The 19,439-nt window shown below is 45.3% G+C and carries 19 protein-coding genes; all 19 read right to left on the reverse strand.

What is annotated here, in order from left to right:
* Positions 1 to 93 precede the first annotated feature (93 nt).
* Positions 94 to 1,059, reverse strand: coding sequence for a lipoyl synthase (lipA, locus tag C6H66_RS15835; protein WP_036776751.1), 966 nt, complete (start codon positions 1,057 to 1,059; stop codon positions 94 to 96).
* A gap of 110 nt (positions 1,060 to 1,169) precedes the next feature.
* Entirely contained in the window at positions 1,170 to 1,811 is a 642-nt protein-coding gene (lipB, locus tag C6H66_RS15840; RefSeq protein WP_036776748.1) for a lipoyl(octanoyl) transferase LipB, read from the reverse strand.
* Between the two features lie 130 nt (positions 1,812 to 1,941).
* Positions 1,942 to 2,205, reverse strand: a complete 264-nt coding sequence (gene ybeD, locus C6H66_RS15845) for a DUF493 family protein YbeD (protein ID WP_011145617.1) — start codon at positions 2,203 to 2,205, stop codon at positions 1,942 to 1,944.
* A 152-nt stretch (positions 2,206 to 2,357) separates the two neighbouring features.
* Positions 2,358 to 3,569 carry a D-alanyl-D-alanine carboxypeptidase DacA gene (gene dacA, locus C6H66_RS15850; RefSeq protein WP_036776813.1) on the reverse strand — a complete coding sequence of 404 codons (1,212 nt, stop codon included), beginning with the start codon at positions 3,567 to 3,569 and terminating at the stop codon, positions 2,358 to 2,360.
* Between the two features lie 161 nt (positions 3,570 to 3,730).
* Complete coding sequence (gene rlpA, locus C6H66_RS15855; RefSeq protein WP_105396083.1) at positions 3,731 to 4,741, reverse strand: endolytic peptidoglycan transglycosylase RlpA; 1,011 nt, start codon at positions 4,739 to 4,741, stop codon at positions 3,731 to 3,733.
* A gap of 13 nt (positions 4,742 to 4,754) precedes the next feature.
* Positions 4,755 to 5,867 carry a peptidoglycan glycosyltransferase MrdB gene (mrdB, locus tag C6H66_RS15860; protein ID WP_036776743.1) on the reverse strand — a complete coding sequence of 371 codons (1,113 nt, stop codon included), beginning with the start codon at positions 5,865 to 5,867 and terminating at the stop codon, positions 4,755 to 4,757.
* Positions 5,868 to 5,875: 8 nt separating this feature from the next.
* Entirely contained in the window at positions 5,876 to 7,771 is a 1,896-nt protein-coding gene (mrdA, locus tag C6H66_RS15865) for a peptidoglycan DD-transpeptidase MrdA (protein WP_036813319.1), read from the reverse strand.
* Positions 7,772 to 7,810: 39 nt separating this feature from the next.
* Entirely contained in the window at positions 7,811 to 8,281 is a 471-nt protein-coding gene (gene rlmH, locus C6H66_RS15870) for a 23S rRNA (pseudouridine(1915)-N(3))-methyltransferase RlmH (protein WP_040151546.1), read from the reverse strand.
* A 2-nt stretch (positions 8,282 to 8,283) separates the two neighbouring features.
* Positions 8,284 to 8,610 carry a ribosome silencing factor gene (rsfS, locus tag C6H66_RS15875; RefSeq protein ID WP_074525019.1) on the reverse strand — a complete coding sequence of 109 codons (327 nt, stop codon included), beginning with the start codon at positions 8,608 to 8,610 and terminating at the stop codon, positions 8,284 to 8,286.
* A 98-nt stretch (positions 8,611 to 8,708) separates the two neighbouring features.
* The gene (nadD, locus tag C6H66_RS15880) at positions 8,709 to 9,386 is read right to left on the reverse strand and encodes a nicotinate-nucleotide adenylyltransferase (RefSeq protein WP_105396084.1); all 678 of its coding nucleotides are present in this window, start codon (positions 9,384 to 9,386) and stop codon (positions 8,709 to 8,711) included.
* Positions 9,370 to 10,410, reverse strand: coding sequence for a DNA polymerase III subunit delta (gene holA / locus C6H66_RS15885; protein WP_046397278.1), 1,041 nt, complete (start codon positions 10,408 to 10,410; stop codon positions 9,370 to 9,372). Before holA ends, nadD begins: the two co-directional genes overlap by 17 nt.
* Complete coding sequence (gene lptE, locus C6H66_RS15890; protein ID WP_046397277.1) at positions 10,407 to 10,955, reverse strand: LPS assembly lipoprotein LptE; 549 nt, start codon at positions 10,953 to 10,955, stop codon at positions 10,407 to 10,409. The genes holA and lptE overlap by 4 nt, the downstream gene beginning before the upstream one ends.
* Before the next feature lie 13 nt (positions 10,956 to 10,968).
* Positions 10,969 to 13,551, reverse strand: coding sequence for a leucine--tRNA ligase (gene leuS, locus C6H66_RS15895; protein ID WP_105396085.1), 2,583 nt, complete (start codon positions 13,549 to 13,551; stop codon positions 10,969 to 10,971).
* Between the two features lie 162 nt (positions 13,552 to 13,713).
* On the reverse strand, positions 13,714 to 14,439 hold the full coding sequence (locus C6H66_RS15900) for an amino acid ABC transporter ATP-binding protein (protein ID WP_036813335.1): 726 nt from the start codon (positions 14,437 to 14,439) through the stop codon (positions 13,714 to 13,716).
* Complete coding sequence (gene gltK / locus C6H66_RS15905; protein WP_036776721.1) at positions 14,439 to 15,113, reverse strand: glutamate/aspartate ABC transporter permease GltK; 675 nt, start codon at positions 15,111 to 15,113, stop codon at positions 14,439 to 14,441. The genes C6H66_RS15900 and gltK overlap by 1 nt, the downstream gene beginning before the upstream one ends.
* The gene (locus C6H66_RS15910) at positions 15,114 to 15,854 is read right to left on the reverse strand and encodes an amino acid ABC transporter permease (RefSeq protein ID WP_105396086.1); all 741 of its coding nucleotides are present in this window, start codon (positions 15,852 to 15,854) and stop codon (positions 15,114 to 15,116) included.
* Positions 15,855 to 15,987: 133 nt separating this feature from the next.
* Positions 15,988 to 16,881: an amino acid ABC transporter substrate-binding protein gene (locus C6H66_RS15915; protein ID WP_105396087.1), complete on the reverse strand. Its 894-nt coding sequence runs from the start codon at positions 16,879 to 16,881 to the stop codon at positions 15,988 to 15,990.
* Between the two features lie 441 nt (positions 16,882 to 17,322).
* Entirely contained in the window at positions 17,323 to 17,784 is a 462-nt protein-coding gene (locus tag C6H66_RS15920) for a carboxymuconolactone decarboxylase family protein (protein WP_036776716.1), read from the reverse strand.
* Positions 17,785 to 17,906: 122 nt separating this feature from the next.
* Complete coding sequence (gene lnt, locus C6H66_RS15925; RefSeq protein WP_105396088.1) at positions 17,907 to 19,436, reverse strand: apolipoprotein N-acyltransferase; 1,530 nt, start codon at positions 19,434 to 19,436, stop codon at positions 17,907 to 17,909.
* Positions 19,437 to 19,439 lie beyond the last annotated feature (3 nt).

The raw sequence follows: 19,439 nt of genomic DNA on the forward strand, positions 1-19,439 counted from the left end.
CTCACCCCGGTCACATAGTTTGCTATGCTGCCGGGGATTCACTCCCTTGCCGTCGCGATGCAGCTTGAAATCCATAGGGTATAAGAAACTGGGTTATTTGACCTCTTCACCTCTGGCTTGCAAGTCAGCATGATAAGAAGAACGAACAAATGGACCGCAGGCAGCATGGGTGAATCCCATAGCTAACGCTTCTTCTTTCATTTCATCAAATTCCTGTGGGCTGACGTAGCGCTGTACCGGTAAATGATGACGACTAGGCTGTAGATATTGGCCCAAGGTCAGCATGGTGACACCGTGGCGGCGCAGATCGCGCATAACATCAAGAATTTCTTCGTTGGTTTCTCCGAGACCGACCATCAGACCTGACTTGGTTGGAATATCAGGGTGGGCTTCTTTAAACTTTTCAAGTAATTTTAGTGACCACTCATAGTTTGCACCAGGGCGCACTTGACGGTAAACCCGGGGTACGTTTTCCAGGTTATGGTTAAAGACGTCGGGTGGTGTCGCTGTCAGTATTTCAAGTGCGCGATCCATACGTCCACGGAAATCAGGCACTAAGGTTTCAATTTTGATGGATGGATTTTTTTCACGAATAGCAGAGATGCAATCAGCAAAGTGTTGAGCGCCACCGTCACGTAGATCATCACGGTCAACGGAGGTGATGACAACGTAGCGCAGAGCCATATCTTTAATGGTTTGTGCCAGTTTTACCGGTTCGTTGGTGTCAGGCGCCATTGGGCGGCCGTGTGCAACATCACAGAAAGGGCAACGGCGGGTGCAAATTGCGCCAAGGATCATGAAGGTTGCTGTACCGTGATTGAAACATTCAGCCAGGTTAGGGCAGGACGCTTCTTCACAGACGGAATGCAGACCATTTTTGCGCATGGCGGATTTGATGCCCTGAATGCGGCTGGAATCCGCAGGAAGTTTGATTTTCATCCACTCAGGTTTACGCAAGATTTCTGTACGTTCGGTCATCACTGTTTTGACCGGGATCAGCGCCATTTTGTCTGCGTCGCGGTACTTAATGCCACGTTCCATCTGAATTGGTTTACTCATAATCGTGCTGGTTCCAGTGTTAAATTCATCAGGTTGAGATTTATCATTCAGTCTACTGTATGACAAACCATTAAAAAATTTTTGAAAAATGTTAAAAAATTATAGCATCTTTAATTGTTCAATTTAAATCCTAACTGCTGGCAAAATTTCTCCACCAGAATAGGCTGTACTTGCTCAACAGTAATTCCGGGAACTAACTCACTGAGTTGAATCATTTTCATGCCGGCATAGCCACAAGGATTAATACGCAAAAAGGGTTCTAAATCCATTGCGATATTGAGGGCTAACCCGTGGAAAGAACAACCTTTGCGTATCCGTAATCCAAGAGAGCAAATTTTGGCTTCATTGACGTAGACACCGGGGGCATCCGGGCGGGCATAGGCTTCCACACCAAAGTGAGCAAGGGTTTTAATGACAGTATCCTCTATCGCCGTAACCAATTGCCGTACACCAATTTTGGCGCGTTTGATGTCAATCATGACATACATAACCTGTTGACCAGGGCCATGATAGGTGACTTGTCCACCACGATCGGATTGAATAATCGGAATATCACCGAGGGATAGCAAATGTTCAGCTTTACCTGCTTGTCCTTGAGTAAAGACTTTTGGATGCTGTACCAGCCAAATTTCATCAGGTGTATTAATATCTCGCTGCTCAGTGAATAAGTGCATTGCATCAGAAATCGGCCCGTAGGGTTGTATTCCTAATTGACGTAAGAAAATCGTTTTATGTTGCAATTGAAACTTCATTTTATAGCTATAAGATTTGGTCAGTATAACCCTCGGAAGAGGTTCTCTCCAGTTTAGTGCGCTTGAAATAGTGGTATTTCTGATAGATAAAGAATCCCCTGTGAAATTATAGGGGATTTCTCTGCTTCTATTACAGCACGACCCGTACCAATTCAAGGTTACCTAACTCTTCATACAGCGTTTCTACCTGTTCAATATGGGTTGCATTGATGGTAATGGATACTGAGTGGTAGTTGCCTTTGCTGCTTGGTTTCACTTGTGGAGAGTAATCGCCCGGTGCATGGCGTTGAACTACTTCAACGACCTGATTGACTAGCTCAGGCTCCGCCAGGCCCATCACTTTGTAAGTGAATGAACAAGGGAACTCAAGTAGTTCATTTAATTTCGTTTTCATGGGCGCTCCTGTTTTTGCTTTCCGCGATCGTACGGTCAGTTTCTTCTGTAAAATTTGATACTTTCCCCCGCCTTAAAACGCGGGGGACTTACTGCGATTGGGCGGTAGCCCGATTCGCTTTGGTGGGGTTTATCGCTTAATTATCTCAAGAATTAGCCAAACCAATGATGAAATAGTAGCTTGATGTAATCGATAAAGCGGCTAAAGATGCCGCCTTCTTTTACTTCATTCATGACGACTAAAGGCCGCTGTTCAATAGTCTTACCATCAAGTTGAAAGTTGATAGTACCCACGACTTGATCTTTCGCCAGTGGTGCATGTAATTCACTATTATTCATGACATAGCTGGCTTTCAGATCTTTCAGACGGCCACGGGGAATAGTCAGATAAACATCTTTATCAACACCTAACTGAACCCTATCGTTATCGCCAAACCAGACTGGTTCAGAAGCGAACTCTTTGTTTGCTTGCAGAGGAGCAACAGTTTCGAAGAAACGAAAACCCCAGGTCAGTAGTTTCTTACTTTCTGTTTCTCGGCCTTTGTAAGTGTGGCCGCCTAATACCGCAGAAATCAGACGCATATCGCCTTCCGTTGCAGAAGCGACCAGGTTATAACCCGCTGCGCTAGTGTGACCGGTTTTGATACCATCGACATTCAAGCTTTTATCCCACAACAAGCCGTTACGGTTTGTTTGACGGATATTGTTGTAGGTAAACTCTTTTTCTTTATAGATGGCGTACTCTTCGGGAACATCACGGATCAGCGCTTGACCAATCAGCGCCATATCACGGGCAGAGCTATATTGGCCTTCTGCATCCAGACCATGAACGGTTTTGAAATTCGTATTCTTTAATCCGAGAGATTTCACATAACCATTCATTAAATTAACGAAAGACTCTTGGCTACCGGCAACATAATCTGCCATTGCAACACAGGCATCGTTACCGGATTGCAAGTTTATACCGCGGGATAACATGGAAACCGAGACCTGATCGCCTGGCTTGAGGAACATCAGGGAAGAACCTTTAAATACCGGATTACCTGTTGCCCATGCGTCAGTACCGACAGTGACCATATCATTTGGGTGGATTTTGCCTGATTTAATTGCTTGACCAATGACATAACTGGTCATCATTTTTGTCAGACTGGCAGGATCACGGTGTGCATCTGCATTCATTTCGGCTAGCACTTTGCCTGAATTGTAATCGATAAGGATATAAGCTTCCGCGTCGATCTGAGGCACGCCTGGGATCATCGTTTTCAGGTTGATATCATTTCCATCGGCAAAGGCAGAAGCACTTATTGCCAGCGCGACACCCAAGGTGGCGCTTTTTATAAAATGAAAAGTGGTTGTATATTTCATGGTCGGTTGGACAGCATCCGTGAGAAAAGGTTGATATCGAGTCACATCATAGCAAATGAAAAAAATACTGACATTGCCAAATTTTGACAAGACTCGGGTTTACATTTTTTTACTCCTCTTACTGATATCTGAATCAAAGTGAGATATCAGTAAGAGAACGATTAAGGGCTGACGATAAAAGAAGACTGTTGTATCTGGTCAGCCAGTTTTTGTTGTAAATCGGCAGCTTGCTGGCGATTGTTGAATGGCCCCAACTGTACACGATAAACGTTACTATGTTGAGTTACGCGTCCTTGAACATTAAAGCGTTGCGCCAGTGTTTGTTGCCACTCTTTTGCTCGTTGCTCACTGCTAACAGCGCCAACCTGAACCATAAAACCGTTCGCTGAGGCGGCTGTCGGTGCTGTTACTATCGAAGTACTGTTTGTAACAGGTTTAGGGGGTTGCAGCTTCATTGCGGGTAGTTGCTCGGTAGTTTCCGGTTGTGCCATCAATGATTGAGTTTGTTCCACCTGCTGATTTGTTAAAGGCTGGCTGCCGGTCTGATCAGGGACGTTCTCCATTGTTGGTGTTCCTAGTGGGCTGGTTGTCAGCGTGGGTCTACCCGGTAGAGCGTAACTCTGTTTAACTATCTGGCTGCCAATGGTACCGGGGCCAGATACAGAACCGTCTTGGGCCACCTCAATAAAATCAACCTTAACTTTGGTACTTTGAGTCAGGTTTAAACGTTCAGCAGAAGCCTTCGATAAATCGATAATTCGTCCAGGTTTATAAGGACCACGGTCATTGACTCTAACAATCATCATACGGCCATTGCTCAAGTTGGTCACACGGACATAACTTGGAATTGGCAGGGTAGGATGGGCGGCTGTCAGCGCATAAGGATTAAAACGCTCGCCAATTGCGGTCATTTTGCCGCTAGATTCCTCACCGTACCAACTTGCGTAGCCAGTTTCACTGAATTGAGACGGATTTTGCACAATATGATAAGTATGTCCGTTCATCTGATAATCATTATTGGCGCTAGGGTGATAAGGCTCGTAGCGAGGTTCTGCTCCCAGAACATCCTGCGTTGGTACTGCTGGTAACGGGGAAGGTTTTTGTTTGTCAGGAGTAGTACAGCCGGATAGCAGGGCTGCAATCATGCCAAGTATAAGCCAGTGTTGACGCATTGAAACCTCTTTTCTATAAACTTTTAGACAACAATTTTCGGTGTGTGTGAATCGACATGATAATGCCGAAGCCAGCCATTAAGACGATTAACGCTGAGCCGCCATAACTGACAAATGGCAAAGGAACGCCTACTACAGGCAGAATACCACTCACCATGCCGATATTGACGAAGATATAAACAAACAGGATTAACACTAGGCCGCCAACCATAACCCGGCCAAAAGTGTTCTGCGCCTTGGTTGCGATGACCAGTCCACGCAGAATTAATAACATATATAATGTTAATAACAGTAGTACGCCAATTAAACCAAGTTCTTCCGACAGTACGGCAAATATGAAATCTGTATGACGTTCCGGCAGAAATTCCAGTTGAGATTGTGTTCCTAATAGCCAGCCTTTACCTGATAAGCCACCGGAGCCAATCGCGATTTTTGATTGAATAATGTGGTAACCCTTACCTAGCGGATCGCTTTCTGGATCAAGCAGCATCATGACGCGATCGCGCTGATAACCATGCATCAGGAAGAACCACAAAATGGGGATAAAACAGGCTAACAGTAGAGCTGCAATACCGATCAATCGCCAACTCATGCCAGAAAGGAACAAGACAAACAGGCCAGAAGCCGCGATCAGAATTGAAGTCCCTAGGTCTGGTTGAGCGGCGACCAGTAGAGTAGGCAGAAAAATGAGCATCAGAGCAATGGTGGTATTTTTCAGCGAGGGCGGGCATAAATCGCGGTTCATAAAGCGTGCGATCATCAGTGGTACTGCGATTTTGGCGATCTCAGAAGGTTGGAAGCGGATGATGCCTAAATCCAGCCAGCGTTGTGCGCCTTTACTTATTTGCCCAAAAGCATCGACAAAAATCAGTAAAATGACACAAACAATATAGAGATGGGGTGCCCAGCTTTCATAAACTCTTGGCGGAATCTGCGCCATGATGAGCATGACAACCAGTCCGGCGCCAATTTGACCAACTTTGCGCTCCATCATACCCATATCTTGACCGCTGGCACTCCACATAACAAAAGCGCTGTATATCAGCAATGCCAAAATGCACAGGAGTAACGGTAGGTCGATATGTAATCTGGTCCAGAGAGGAACCCTTTTTTGGTTTTCTGTCATGGTGTTAATCAGTCACTTTCTGTTCCGGGGGGAGTCGGGACCGCATTCGGCAATGTTGTGTTGTTATCCCCTAATAGTACATGGTCGAGGATTTGGCGAACAAGGGTTCCTACTGCTGGACCTGCGCCACCATTCTCTAAAATAATGGAAAGAGCTACGGTCGGATTTTCATAAGGCGCGAAAGCAATCATCAGCTTATGATCCCGTAAATGCTCTGCAATTTTACTGGCATTGTAGGTTTCATAACTGTAGACCTGTGCTGTTCCCGATTTGGCCGCTGCTTTATAAGGCGTGCCGGTAAAACTCTTGTGGCCGGTACCGTTTGGCAAGTTGGCAACACCGTACATGCCACTTTTTGCCAATTCCCAATATCCTGAATGGATATCGCCAATCTGGATATTTTCTGTTTGTTGATAAGGGATCATCTCACCTTTCAGCTTCTTGCTTAGCAGCAGATGTGGTGTTTTTACATTACCATCGTTAATTAAAGTTATCAGCGCTTTCACCATTTGAATGGGGGTTGCTGTCCAATATCCTTGGCCGATGCCAACAGGAATGGTATCTCCTTGGTACCAAGGTTTTTTATATTTCCTTTGTTTCCATTCGCGAGTAGGCATGATACCGGTGCGTTCTTCGGCCAGGTCGATGCCAGTGTATTCGCCATAGCCAAACTTGGTCATCCATTCAGATAGACGATCAATTCCCATATCATAGGCAACTTGATAAAAGAAAGTATCCGCTGATTCTACAATGGCTCTATGCGGATTGAGACTACCATGTCCCCAACGTTTCCAGTCACGGTAGCGTTTTTCTGAACCCGGTAATTGCCACCAACCCGGATCAAAAATGGTGGTATTTTTATTGATCACGCCTGTGCTTAGTGCTGCAACAGTAATGAAAGGTTTCACTGTCGAAGCTGGAGGGTAGATCCCTTGAGTAGCACGATTAATAAGCGGTCTATCAGGGTTGTTTAATAATTCCTGGTAGTTCTTATTGGAGATGCCGTTTACGAATAGGTTTGGATCATAGCTTGGGTTAGATACCAGCGCCAGAATTTCCCCATTACGTGGATCACTGACAACGACCGCAGCACGGCTGGTTGTGAGGAGTTTCTCAATGTAGATCTGCAATTCGAGATCGATAGTGAGGTAAATATCTTGTCCGGCCTGCGGTGGTTGTTCATGTAATTGGCGTATTACCCGGCCTCGGTTATTCACTTCGACTTCTTCGTAACCTGTTTTGCCGTGTAAAACAGCTTCATAGTAGCGTTCAATACCCAGTTTGCCGATGTCATGGGTAGCGGCGTAATTAGGTAAAATACCTTCTTTATCCAATCGTTCTACATCTTTATCATTAATTTTAGCCACATAACCGATGATATGTGTCAGTGCTGAGCCATAAGGATAGAAGCGGCGTTGGTAGCCTTTTATTTCGAAACCAGGGAAACGGTATTGGTTAACGGCAAAGCGTGCGACTTGAATATGATCAAGTGATGTTTTCAATGGAATAGAGGTAAAGCGGCGCGAACGCTTACGCTCTTTTTCAAAGTTGGCAATGTCTTCGTCAGTCAGATCGATAACATTACGTAAATCATTTAGCGTTTGCTCAAGGTTTTCTACCTTTTCGGGGATGATTTCCAACTGGTAGATGGTTCGATTAAGCGCCAATGGGGTGCCGTTACGGTCATAGATGATACCGCGGCTTGGCGCAATTGGAACCAGTTTAATACGGTTTTCGTTTGAACGGGTTTGATAGTCTTCGTGGCGAGTAATTTGTAAATGGTAAAGATTGGCAATCAGGATACCAGTCAGTACCAGGATGATAATAAACGCCACCAATGCGCGGCGAGCGAATAGGGCTGATTCAGCCGTATAATCACGAAAAGGGGTACGTTTATTTTTCATCCCATTGCCAGAATTCGCTTTTATCCGTTGATAACCAAATTATTCCCGATGATAGGGATGATTGGTGGTAATGCTCCATGCCCGGTACAGGCTTTCCGCAACCAAAACCCGGACCAGAGGATGGGGTAAGGTCAGCGGTGACAGTGACCAGCTTTGTTCTGCGGCAGCTTTACATGCTGGAGCGAGACCTTCTGGCCCGCCTATCAATAAACTGACATCTCTACCATCTCGTTTCCAATGTTCAAGTTGTTGCGCCAGTTGAGGTGTTTCCCAACGGGAACCCGGAATATCCAGGGTAACAATACGGTTGCCTTTGCCAATAGCGGCCAGCATCTGTTCGCCTTCTTTTTCCAGAATGCGCTTAATATCTGCATTTTTGCCCCGTTTGCCAGCCGGAATTTCTACCAATTCAAATGGCATATCTTTGGGAAAACGGCGCAAATAATCGATAAAGCCGGCCTGTATCCAGTCCGGCATTTTTGTACCTACAGCGATTAATTGCAGCTTCAAACTCAGCTCCAGAGCTTTTCAAGTTCATACATGCGGCGGCTCTCTTCTTGCATGACATGTACGATAACTTCACCGAGGTCTACGACGATCCAGTCAGACACGCCTTGCCCTTCAACGCCAAGTGGGATCAGGCCGCTCGCACGACAGTCATCAACCAGATTGTCTGCGACAGACATCAGGTGGCGATTGGAGGTTCCGGTGCAGATAATCATGCAATCGGTAATACTGGATTTCCCTTGAACATCAAGGGAAACGATATCCTGTGCTTTGGAGTTTTCAAGCTTATCAATAACAAACTGTTGGAGTTCTTTACCTTGCAAAAGGCTCATCCTTATTTTTTATCACAATTGATTAAATAGTGCGGAATAATAGCATGCCAGGTCACTTAAGGGTAAGCCAACTAAGCGACTAATCGAGGCAGATTTCGCTATTGGCGATATAACCCCTGTGAGTCTATATACTTTTGCACTGAAAGGGGGAGTAAATCGTCACAACTTAACCCTTGTTGGTGGCGTTGACGGATGTCTGTTGCTGAGATAGGCAGCAGCGGTGTATCCGCCAGGTAGATATAACCGTTAGGTTGATTGCCAAGCTGGTTTGGATCGCGGATTTGATGTTCTGTAAACCATTGTCGCATTTCAGTTGTGGAAAACTGGGTCTGATAACCAGGACGAGCGCAAACCAGTAAATGGCAGAGATTCAGCAGTTCTTGCCAACGATGCCAAGTATGCAGTGATAATAGAGCATCTTGGCCGATTATGAATGCCAGTGGTTGTTTGTTGCCAAGTTCCTGACGGAATGACTCTAGCGTATCAATTGTGTAGGAGGGGATGGTGCGCTCCAGTTCACGCCTATCGACGGTAAACAGAGGGTTATCTTGTACAGCTAGTTGTACCATTTCAAGCCGCTGTTGTGCGGAGGCTTCTGGTTGTGGGCGGTGTGGCGGGACGTGATTTGGTAGTAAAATCACTTGTTTCAGACCAGTTTGATATGCCAGGGTTTCAACTGGTTGCAAATGCCCATAATGGATGGGATCGAATGTTCCACCAAATAATGCTTGAATAACGGGTTGTTTGGGGCAAGTAGAATTAGTGGTATGAGGCATTAAGAAAACTCTCAGGTAAGGTTTTTCCACATAACAGCATGGAAAGAGTTTCTAAATCTGACCAAATAGACTGGCCGTAATCCTGTTTGATTTGGCGTTCCATCTGTACAAGTAAATGAAGTGCTCGCTGCAAATCATGTTGAGTGAGACGTTGCAGCGCACTTGCCAGTAATGGGCGACGGTTTTGCCATACTCGATGCTGATCTAACAGCGTTTTCATTGGAGTTGTGGTACTTTGGCGTTTCAGCGTGAGTAGCAGCAGCAATTCTCTCTGTACGGTACGTAATAGAATAACAGCTTCGCAATCTTCTTGTTTTAACTGTTTCAGAATATGCCAGGTTCGTTTTGCTTTACCCGCTAATAACGCGTCTACCCAGTGATAAGGTGTAAAGTGAGCCGCATCATTCACTGCATTTTCAACACGATGTAAGGTCAGTTTACCATCTGGGTATAGCAGGGAGAGTCGCTCAAGGGCCTGAGCTAACGCCAATAAATTTCCTTCATAACAGTAACACAGTAGTTGATTGGCCTGTTCTTCCAGCGTCAATTTCATAGCTTTGGCCCGTTGTGCAACCCATTGTGGCAGACGGTGCTGTTCGGGGGGCTGACAACTGACATAAACACCGTTTTTTCCTAGTGCTTTGAACCAGTTACTGTTCTCCTGAGCCTTGGTCAATTTCAGACCACGTAGTATTAACAGTATATCTGGGTGAAGAAGCCCTGCCAGTTTTACCAGTTGTTCAGCCATTGCTGCGTTAGGGCCATTTTCCGGCAGAAGCAAAGTGAGTGTTTGACGGCTAGCAAATAGACTTAATGACTGACAGATACCGAATATCTCATCCCATTCGGTGTGATTATCCAGTGCATAGGTGAAGTGTTCAGTGAAAGCGTGTTTTTCAGCAGCCTTGCGGATGTGATCCTGGCTTTCCTGTAATAGCAGGGGTTCATTACCCCATATCAGATAACAGTTTCGCAGCCCCTCATTGAGCTGCGAAATCAGTTGTTCGGGATAGAGTTTGATCATTGTGCTTGCGCAGCTTGCTGTCCCGCCTGTTTTTCTCTGGCTTTCTGTTTTTCTGCGTTGTGAACAGTCAATAACTGGCGAACTAACCCGCGAGCGGCTTGTTCACGCATTTCCTGACTGATTATCTCGTTTTCAGCATCTTTCGCCAGAGCTTCTAATGGGTTGTCGAAAAAAGATCGGTCAACCCTGGATCGCAGCGGGTATATGCTGCCGTCTGGCATAATGACTTGTGCGTCAACGTACAGTGTCAATTGGCGCTCAGCAGCCTTACCATCTTGGAAAACAGAGACAGTATCTTTATTTTCAGAAGAGCCGATTAACTTCAAAATAGGAGTATCAGCACTGCCATCCTCAAGGATAGTGACGTTATTCAGACGAAGCTGTTGACGAACAGAACGGGCCAGTGGCCCATATGGGTCACTGCTTGTTAATTGCAGCTTTTTGAGTTCCGGTGGCACCTGAGTGGTGCCGCGCAGATGAAAACCGCAGCCAGCAGTGACCAGCACCGCCAACCCCAGCAACAACGTTAAAATACGATGTCGCACATTGCCTCCTTTATCAGCCGACGACCAGATTCAGCAGCTTGCCTGGTACATAAATGACTTTGCGAATAGTGACGCCTTCGAGATATTTCGCCACACCATACTCTTGTGCTGCCAGATCATGAACATATTCTTTAGTCGCATCGGCTGGCACAGTAACACGACCACGCACTTTACCGTTAACTTGAATGACGACTAGCTTGGTATCGTCAACCATTGCCTGTTCATCAGCTTGTGGCCAATCAGTCGTATCAATATCTCCTTCACCACCCAGAGCTTGCCACATTGTAAAGCAAGCATGAGGTGTTATTGGTGACAACATACGGACAACCGCCAACAGAGCCTCTTGCATCAGAGCGCGATCTTGCTCAGTTTCTTGTGGTGCGCGGGTCAGTTTATTCATTAATTCCATTACCGCAGCAATAGCAGTATTGAATGCCTGGCGGCGACCAACATCATCTGTGACTTTAGCGATGGTTTTGTGCAGATCACGGAATAGATCTTTTTGTTCCACTGTCAGGTTTGTGATATCCAGCGGTTGAGTTGCCCCTTTGCTGCTATGTTCATAAACTAGGCGCCACACACGTTTCAGGAAGCGATTTGCCCCTTCAACACTGGATTCTTGCCATTCTAACGTCAGCTCTGGTGGAGCCGCGAACATCATAAACAGGCGAACGGTATCAGCACCATATTTTTCTACCATCAATTGTGGATCAATACCGTTGTTTTTGGATTTAGACATTTTGCTCATGCCGGTATAAACCAGCTCATGGCCTTCTTTATCCGTCGCTTTAACGATACGTCCTTTATCATCACGCTCAACAATAGTATCAGCTGGGGAAACCCAGATTTTTTCACCATTTTTGCCGGTGTAATAAAAAGCATCGGCGAGAACCATGCCCTGACATAACAGGCGTTTAGCGGGTTCATTGGAATTGACCAAGCCAGCGTCACGCATCAGTTTGTGGAAGAAACGGAAATACATCAGATGCATGATGGCATGTTCGATACCACCGATGTATTGGTCAACTGGCAGCCAATAGTTAGCTGCCGCTGGATCGAGCAAGCCTTTGTCATAATCTGGACAGGTATAGCGAGCGTAGTACCAGGAAGATTCCATAAAGGTATCGAAGGTATCTGTTTCACGTAGTGCCGGCTGTCCGTTGATGGTGGTTTTTGCCCATTCAAGATCAGCTTTAATTGGGCTGGTGATGCCATCCATTTTGACATCTTCCGGCAGAATAACAGGCAGTTGATCTGCTGGAACCGGAACAACCGTGCCATCTTCCAGCGTTGCCATTGGAATAGGAGCGCCCCAGTAACGTTGACGGGAAACCCCCCAGTCACGCAGGCGATAGTTGACTTTACGCTTACCTACGCCCATTTCCACCAGTTTATCAGCAATGGCATTAAAACCGGTTTCGTGATTCAGACCGCTAAATTCGCCGGAATTAAACAGAACATTCTTATCTGTTACCGGGGCTTCATGAACATTTGGTTCATTACCTTCACTGTCCAGAATAACGGCTTTCATTGGCAGGTTATATTTTGTCGCAAATTCCCAATCGCGTTGATCGTGGCCGGGAACTGCCATGACAGCACCGGTGCCGTATTCCATCAGGACAAAGTTTGCAACCCAGATTGCCACTTTCTCTTTGGTCAATGGATGAATAGCAAACATACCGGTTGCCATGCCTTTCTTCTCCATTGTTGCCATATCTGCTTCTGCAACTTTGGTATTACGGCACTCATCAATGAAAGCAACCAGTTCAGGGTTATTTTCTGCTGCTTGTTTTGCCAGAGGATGGCCTGCGGCAACCGCAACATAAGTGGCGCCGAGGAACGTATCAGGACGGGTAGTATAGACGGTCAGCTTCTCCTGACTATCAGCCACATCAAAAGTGATTTCTACCCCTTCGGAGCGACCAATCCAGTTGCGCTGCATGGTTTTGACCTGTTCAGGCCACTCTTCCAGCGTATCCAGATCATTTAACAACTCTTCGGCATAATCAGTGATCTTGATAAACCACTGAGGAATTTCTTTACGTTCAACTTTAGTGTCACAACGCCAACAACAGCCATCGACCACTTGTTCATTAGCTAGAACGGTCAGATCGTGAGGACACCAGTTAACTGCGGAGGTCTTTTTATAAACCAGACCCTTTTCATACAATTTAGTGAAGAACCACTGTTCCCAACGGTAATATTCCGGGGTACAGGTTGTGACTTCACGATCCCAGTCGTAACCGAAGCCCAGTGTTTTCAACTGACCTTTCATATATTCGATGTTGGCATAGGTCCACGGAGCCGGAGCGGTATTGTTTTTGACTGCGGCGCCTTCCGCAGGCAGGCCAAACGCATCCCAACCGATAGGTTGCAGGACATTTTTACCCAGCATACGCTGGTAGCGGGAGATAACATCGCCGATAGTGTAGTTGCGTACATGGCCCATGTGTAGTCGGCCAGAAGGGTAAGGTAGCATGGACAGGCAGTAATATTTTTCTTTGCTGTTATCTTCTGTCACTTTAAAAGTTTGCTTCTCTTGCCAATGAAGCTGAACTTGCGGCTCTATATCTTCTGGACGGTATTGTTCTTGCATGGCACCGATAATCCTATGGTGAGTAAAAAGCTACGCTGGTAGCAATCATTTAGTTGGTAAAATATGAGATCGGCATAGCATATCTGATTTGATATATAAGAAACAGTGGTTCTGAGGGAAAATCCGATGGCGACGGGTGTCACCACCGGAGATGAAATGAGGCTAGTGAAGAATTTTAGCGAGAAATTCTTTGGCGCGATCTGATTTTGGATTCGCAAAGAAATCTTCTTTCTTGCTATCTTCAACAATTTTGCCTTCATCCATAAAGATAACTCGGCTGGCTACTTTACGGGCGAAGCCCATTTCGTGAGTAACAACCATCATGGTCATCCCTTCGTCTGCCAGTTTAACCATGACATCAAGCACTTCATTGATCATTTCAGGGTCGAGTGCGGAGGTGGGTTCGTCAAATAGCATGGCAATCGGGTCCATACAAAGGGCACGGGCGATTGCTACACGTTGCTGCTGACCACCGGAAAGTTGCGATGGGAATTTATTCGCCTGACTGGCAAGCCCGACGCGTTCAAGTAATTTCAATCCTTTTTCTTCTGCTGTTTTTTTATCACGATTGAGCACTTTAATCTGTGCCAGAGTTAAATTCTCAATGATGGAGAGATGGGGGAACAGCTCAAAATGCTGGAACACCATGCCGACTTTAGAACGTAGTTGTGCCAGATTGGTGTTTTTGTCATTGACTTTAATGTCATTAACCAGAATTTCACCCTGTTGGATGGATTCCAGACCATTAACCGTTTTTATCAGGGTGGATTTGCCTGAGCCAGATGGGCCACAGACTACAACGACTTCACCTTTTTTAACTTCAGTTGAGCAGTCGGAGAGAACCTGAAATTGGCCATACCACTTGGATACATTTTTCAGGGAGATCATCAAACAGTCCTTTTCTTCAAATAGTTAACCAGCATAGATGCGGCAATACTAATAATAAAATAAACCAAACCAGCAAATAGGATCATTTCGACCTGAGTGCCATCACGCTCACCGATATTTGCCGCAGTACGGAAAAAGTCCGCGAGACTGAGCACATACACCAATGAGGTGTCTTGAAACAGTACGATCCCCTGTGTCAATAACAGCGGAGTCATCGCACGGAATGCTTGAGGCAGGATAACCAGCCTCATACTTTGCATTGGCGTCATACCTAATGCCAGTGCTGCCGAAGATTGCCCGCGGGAGATACTCTGAATTCCTGCCCGGATAATTTCTGAATAGTAAGCTGCTTCGAAAAAGGCGAATGCAACCATAGCTGAAATTAAACGAATATCTGTTTTCGGAGAAATCCCCAGAACATTCTGTACTAGGCTAGGCACAATTAGGTAGAACCATAACAGTACCATAACTAGTGGTACAGAGCGGAACAGATTGACATATAAAGTGGCAAACCAGCTCAGTACTTTTATCGAAGAGAGCCGCATAACGGCCAGCACAGTTCCCCAGAGAATACCGACAACAACAGCAATAATCGTTATTTTTGCTGTAATAACTAAGCCTTGTAGCAGAAACGGAATACTGGGGATAATCGAACTCCAGTCAAACTCGTACATTTATTGACCTCCAATATTACCCGGTAAACGTACCTTTTTCTCAAGCAAGTGCATGGCGAGCATAATCACCAGATTGATTCCGACATAGGCCAACGTAATGGCGGTAAATGTTTCATAAGCATGTGCTGAGTAATCAAGTAACTTACCTGCCTGTGCTGCCATATCTACCAGACCAATAGTGGAGGCGATGGCGGAGTTTTTTACCAGATTCATCATTTCTGACGTCATGGGTGGAATGATCACTCGATAGGCGTTGGGTAATAGGACATAGCGATAAGTTTGTGGCAAGGTTAGCCCCATTGCCAGCCCTGCCGATTTTTGCCCGCGTGGTAGTGATTGTATGGCGGCACGAACCTGCTCACACACACGTGCCGCGGTGAAAAGACCTAAACAGACAGTGGATGAGAGAAAAAATTGAATATTAGGGTCCAGTTCAGTTTTAAACCACAGACTAATTTTTTCTGGCAATAGTTCAGGTACAACCAGATACCAGATAAAAAATTGAACTATCAGCGGTACGTTACGAAAAAGCTCAACATAACAGGTCCCTATCCCAGATAATATTTTATTGGGAACAGTGCGCAAGATGCCGAACAGCGAGCCGACAATGAAAGCGAGAATCCAAGCGCAGATAGACAAGGCAATCGTCACCTGAAATCCAGCTATCAACCAGCCTAGATAAGTTGTATTGCCGAAAGGGGCAGCTTGCAAAAAGATGCCCCAGTTCCAATCGATTGACATAATAATACTCCCTGTGAGGGGGTAGCTTGATCCCCTGAAAGCGATTGATTGGCTGAGAAAAAAAAAGCGAGGTAGGGAACGGCCACCTCGCACCCTGTGATGCCAATCAAATAGTCATTTTTTAATTATATTTCTAGTCAAGCGCCTTATCATTTGGCGATTTAAATAGTGCTTTCATTTCATCAGACAAAGAGAAGTTCAGGTTCAGATTCTTGGGAGGAATCGGGTGTTTGAACCAGCGCTCAAATGATTTCTCTGCCTCTCCTGAGGTTTGCGCCTGAACAATGGTCTCATCGATCAACTTCTTGAATTGAAGATCGTCTTTGCGCGATATACAACCATAAGCTTCTCTAGACTGAGGTGTACCAACAATTTCCCATTGATCAGGTTTTTTCGCTTTAGCGCGTTCACCTGCTAGCAGGGCATCGTCCACCATAAAGGCGATTGCACGGCCGGATTCCAGAGTACGGAATGAGTCACCATGATCTTTTGCACTGATGATGCGCATTTTCATGTTTTTTTCATCGTTGAGTTTATTCAGCAATATTTCAGAAGTCGTACCTGCTGAGACAACGACATTTTTGCCTGCTAAGTCAGGGAAATCTTTTATACCGGAACCTTTTTTAGTCAACAAACGTGTATTAACAATAAAGATAGAGTTTGAGAAAGTGACTTGTTTTTGGCGTTCAAGGTTATTGGAAGTGGAACCGCATTCGAAATCGTAAGTGCCATTTTGTAGCAATGGGATGCGATTTTGAGAAGTTATGGGTATCAATTTTACTTGCAGATTTGGCATGTCCAGTTTCTTTTTCACCGCTTCAACAATCAGATTAGAATAATCCTGAGAGTAGCCGACGACTTTTTGCTGATTATCGTAGTAAGCAAAAGGTACGGAAGACTCACGATGTCCCACAATGATCACGCCATCATCTTTGATCTTTTTCAGTGTTCCCGTTAATTCTTCGGCCTGAACAGCCCCCGCTATGCCAAGTAACATCATGGTTAATACTAGGTTACGCATACGCATATACAACTCCTTTAATGTGGCTATCGTTTGCGATGTTGTGTTTGCAAAAGTCTCTCTGTGATTTGTTTTTAATCGAGGATCATTTGCTGTCATATGTATATATAGTGTTAAAAAATAGTACAAAAGGGTTAGTCAATGAAAATGAATTGTTTCTATTTCGGGAGCTGTCTCGCACTATAAATGAACAATGTTGTTTATCTTGCACAATAAAGGTGCGTGATTATCATTTTTTTAGTGCATTTTCCCATTTTTGGTTATTGAAACAGCTATTTCCCTTTCTATTCATAGATATAGCAGCAATTAGCGTGCCAAAATAGTAAAGGGGGGTAAAATTAGCACCAATAAGTTGTTTAAGTAGGTTATTTGCATAACATAGAGTGATATCAGTTGTTGAGGGTTAGCATAGTTAATTATCGCTAGTAATTAACTATGCTGAATTTCTTAAGATAGGTCAGTGGCCGAATTGGGCAATGTATATTTCATACCAATTGCCAGACGATTCCACAGGTTGATAAGGCCGATTAACAACGTTAAATCGACAATCTCTTTTTCATCAAATTCTGCTAATAACGGGGTGTAATGTTCATCTTCTGCCCCAGTTTCGGCAACCCGAGATAAAGCCTCTGTCCAGCCTAATGCCGCACGTTCCCGTGATGTAAAAATAGTTGCCTCTTTCCAGGCACTCAGGAGATAGAGTTTTTGTTCGCTATTTCCTGCCTTGCGGGCAGCTTTGGAATGCATATTAAGACAAAAGGCACAGCCATTGATTTGGGAAACTCTGACTTTGATGAGTTCGATGAGTGCCTTACCGAGAGTGGATTGGTAAGTTAATTCATCGACTTTTACGACGGCATTATAAAGCTCTGGTGAAATTTCTGATGGTTGCAGACGTTTTGCTTGCATAACTTGTTACTCCTTTGTTTTTCTATCAATTGGATGGAAAATGGATTAAAAGTCAATCTGTTTCTGCATAGTGCAAAGGAATAGTGCAAGGGAGCAATTTCGCTCCCTTTTGGCTATATGGATTAAGATTTACGGCGGTTATATGTTAAGGCAAATAGAGCAAACAATACGGCAATTATCCATACCGGCCAGTTACCCCAGCGAGCATAGGGTGTTATTCCGGTTGCGGGCGTCACTTTAGCTGCCAGAACATTACGGGTAAATTGTGGGAGTGCTGCCTGCACTTCTCCGTCCGGGCTGATAACGGCTGTAATGCCGTTATTAGTACTACGTAATAATGGGCGTCCTAATTCGAGGGAACGCATGCGTGCCATTTGGAAATGTTGCCAAGGGCCAATTGAACCACCAAACCAAGCATCATTGGAAACAGTGAGTAAAAATTCGGTATCCGGTTTGAAATTCGCACGAACCTGTTCGCCCAGTATAATTTCATAACAAATAGCGGTGGTCAAATTATATCCTGCAACAGAAAGCTGTGGTTGAATGTAGTTGCCACGGCTGAATGAAGACATGGGTAAGTTGAAGAATGGCGCCAGAGGACGGAGTAGAGACTCCAGAGGAACAAATTCGCCGAATGGTACCAGATGGTATTTATCGTAGCGAATAGCTGCCGGATATTGATAAGGTATTTTATCGCCGAGGACAATCACGCTGTTATAGATCTTATCGCTGTCGCCAACGGCTCTTTCATCGACAATACCGGTAATAAGGCTGGTGTGTTGATTGCGTAACAGCTCATCTAATTTTGCTAGAAAGTGGCGTTGATAACTTTCCAATGAAGGAATAGCGGACTCCGGCCAGATGATTATCGGTATTTTGCCGATATATGGCAGGCTATTGTCCATGTAGATGTCCATAGTTTCGTTGAGCATATTGGGTGCCCATTTCAGGGATTGTGGAATATTTCCCTGAACCAGCGCGACATCAACAGCTTTTTCAGGCAGTAGGTTGTACCACTGATAATGGCGTATTGGCCACGGTAATAGCAAAATGGCGACAGCGATAACACCAGCGACTATTTTCCGATGTACGATGGCCAGAACGAATAACCCGCTGAGAGCCATTAACAAGAAAGTGATGGCCTCAACACCCAAAATTGGTGCAATGGCTTTCATTGGACCATCTAATTGGCTGTAGCCGAATTGTAGCCAGGGAAAACCGGTTAGAATCCAGCCGCGCAGGAATTCGGTAAGTTGCCATAATGCAGGTGCTGCCACAGCCAGCCTTACCCCGTTCGTTTTTGCGAAGAAGCGGTTGAGTAAGCCAGCGAATAAAGCAGGATAGAGCGAGAGATAGGCGGCAAGTAATATGACCAGCAGAATATTGGCCGCGGTCGGCATGCCACCGAAATTGGCAATGCTGACATACACCCAGTTTGTACCACTGCCAAACAGGCCGAATCCCCAACAAAAAGCAATAAATGCCGCTTGTCGGGGTGTTCTGTTCAAAGTCAGAAGTTGTAGTCCAAACAGGGAGATAATAGCGGCAGGCCAGAAGTCAAAAGGCGAAAAAGCCAGTGTTCCACTGGCTCCGAAAAACAGTGCCAGCAGGGCGCGCAGCCGCTGGCAATTTAATAATGAAGCTTTGTTCATTCA

It is taken from the genome of Photorhabdus hindustanensis, assembly GCF_002968995.1.
Classification (GTDB): domain Bacteria; phylum Pseudomonadota; class Gammaproteobacteria; order Enterobacterales; family Enterobacteriaceae; genus Photorhabdus; species Photorhabdus akhurstii.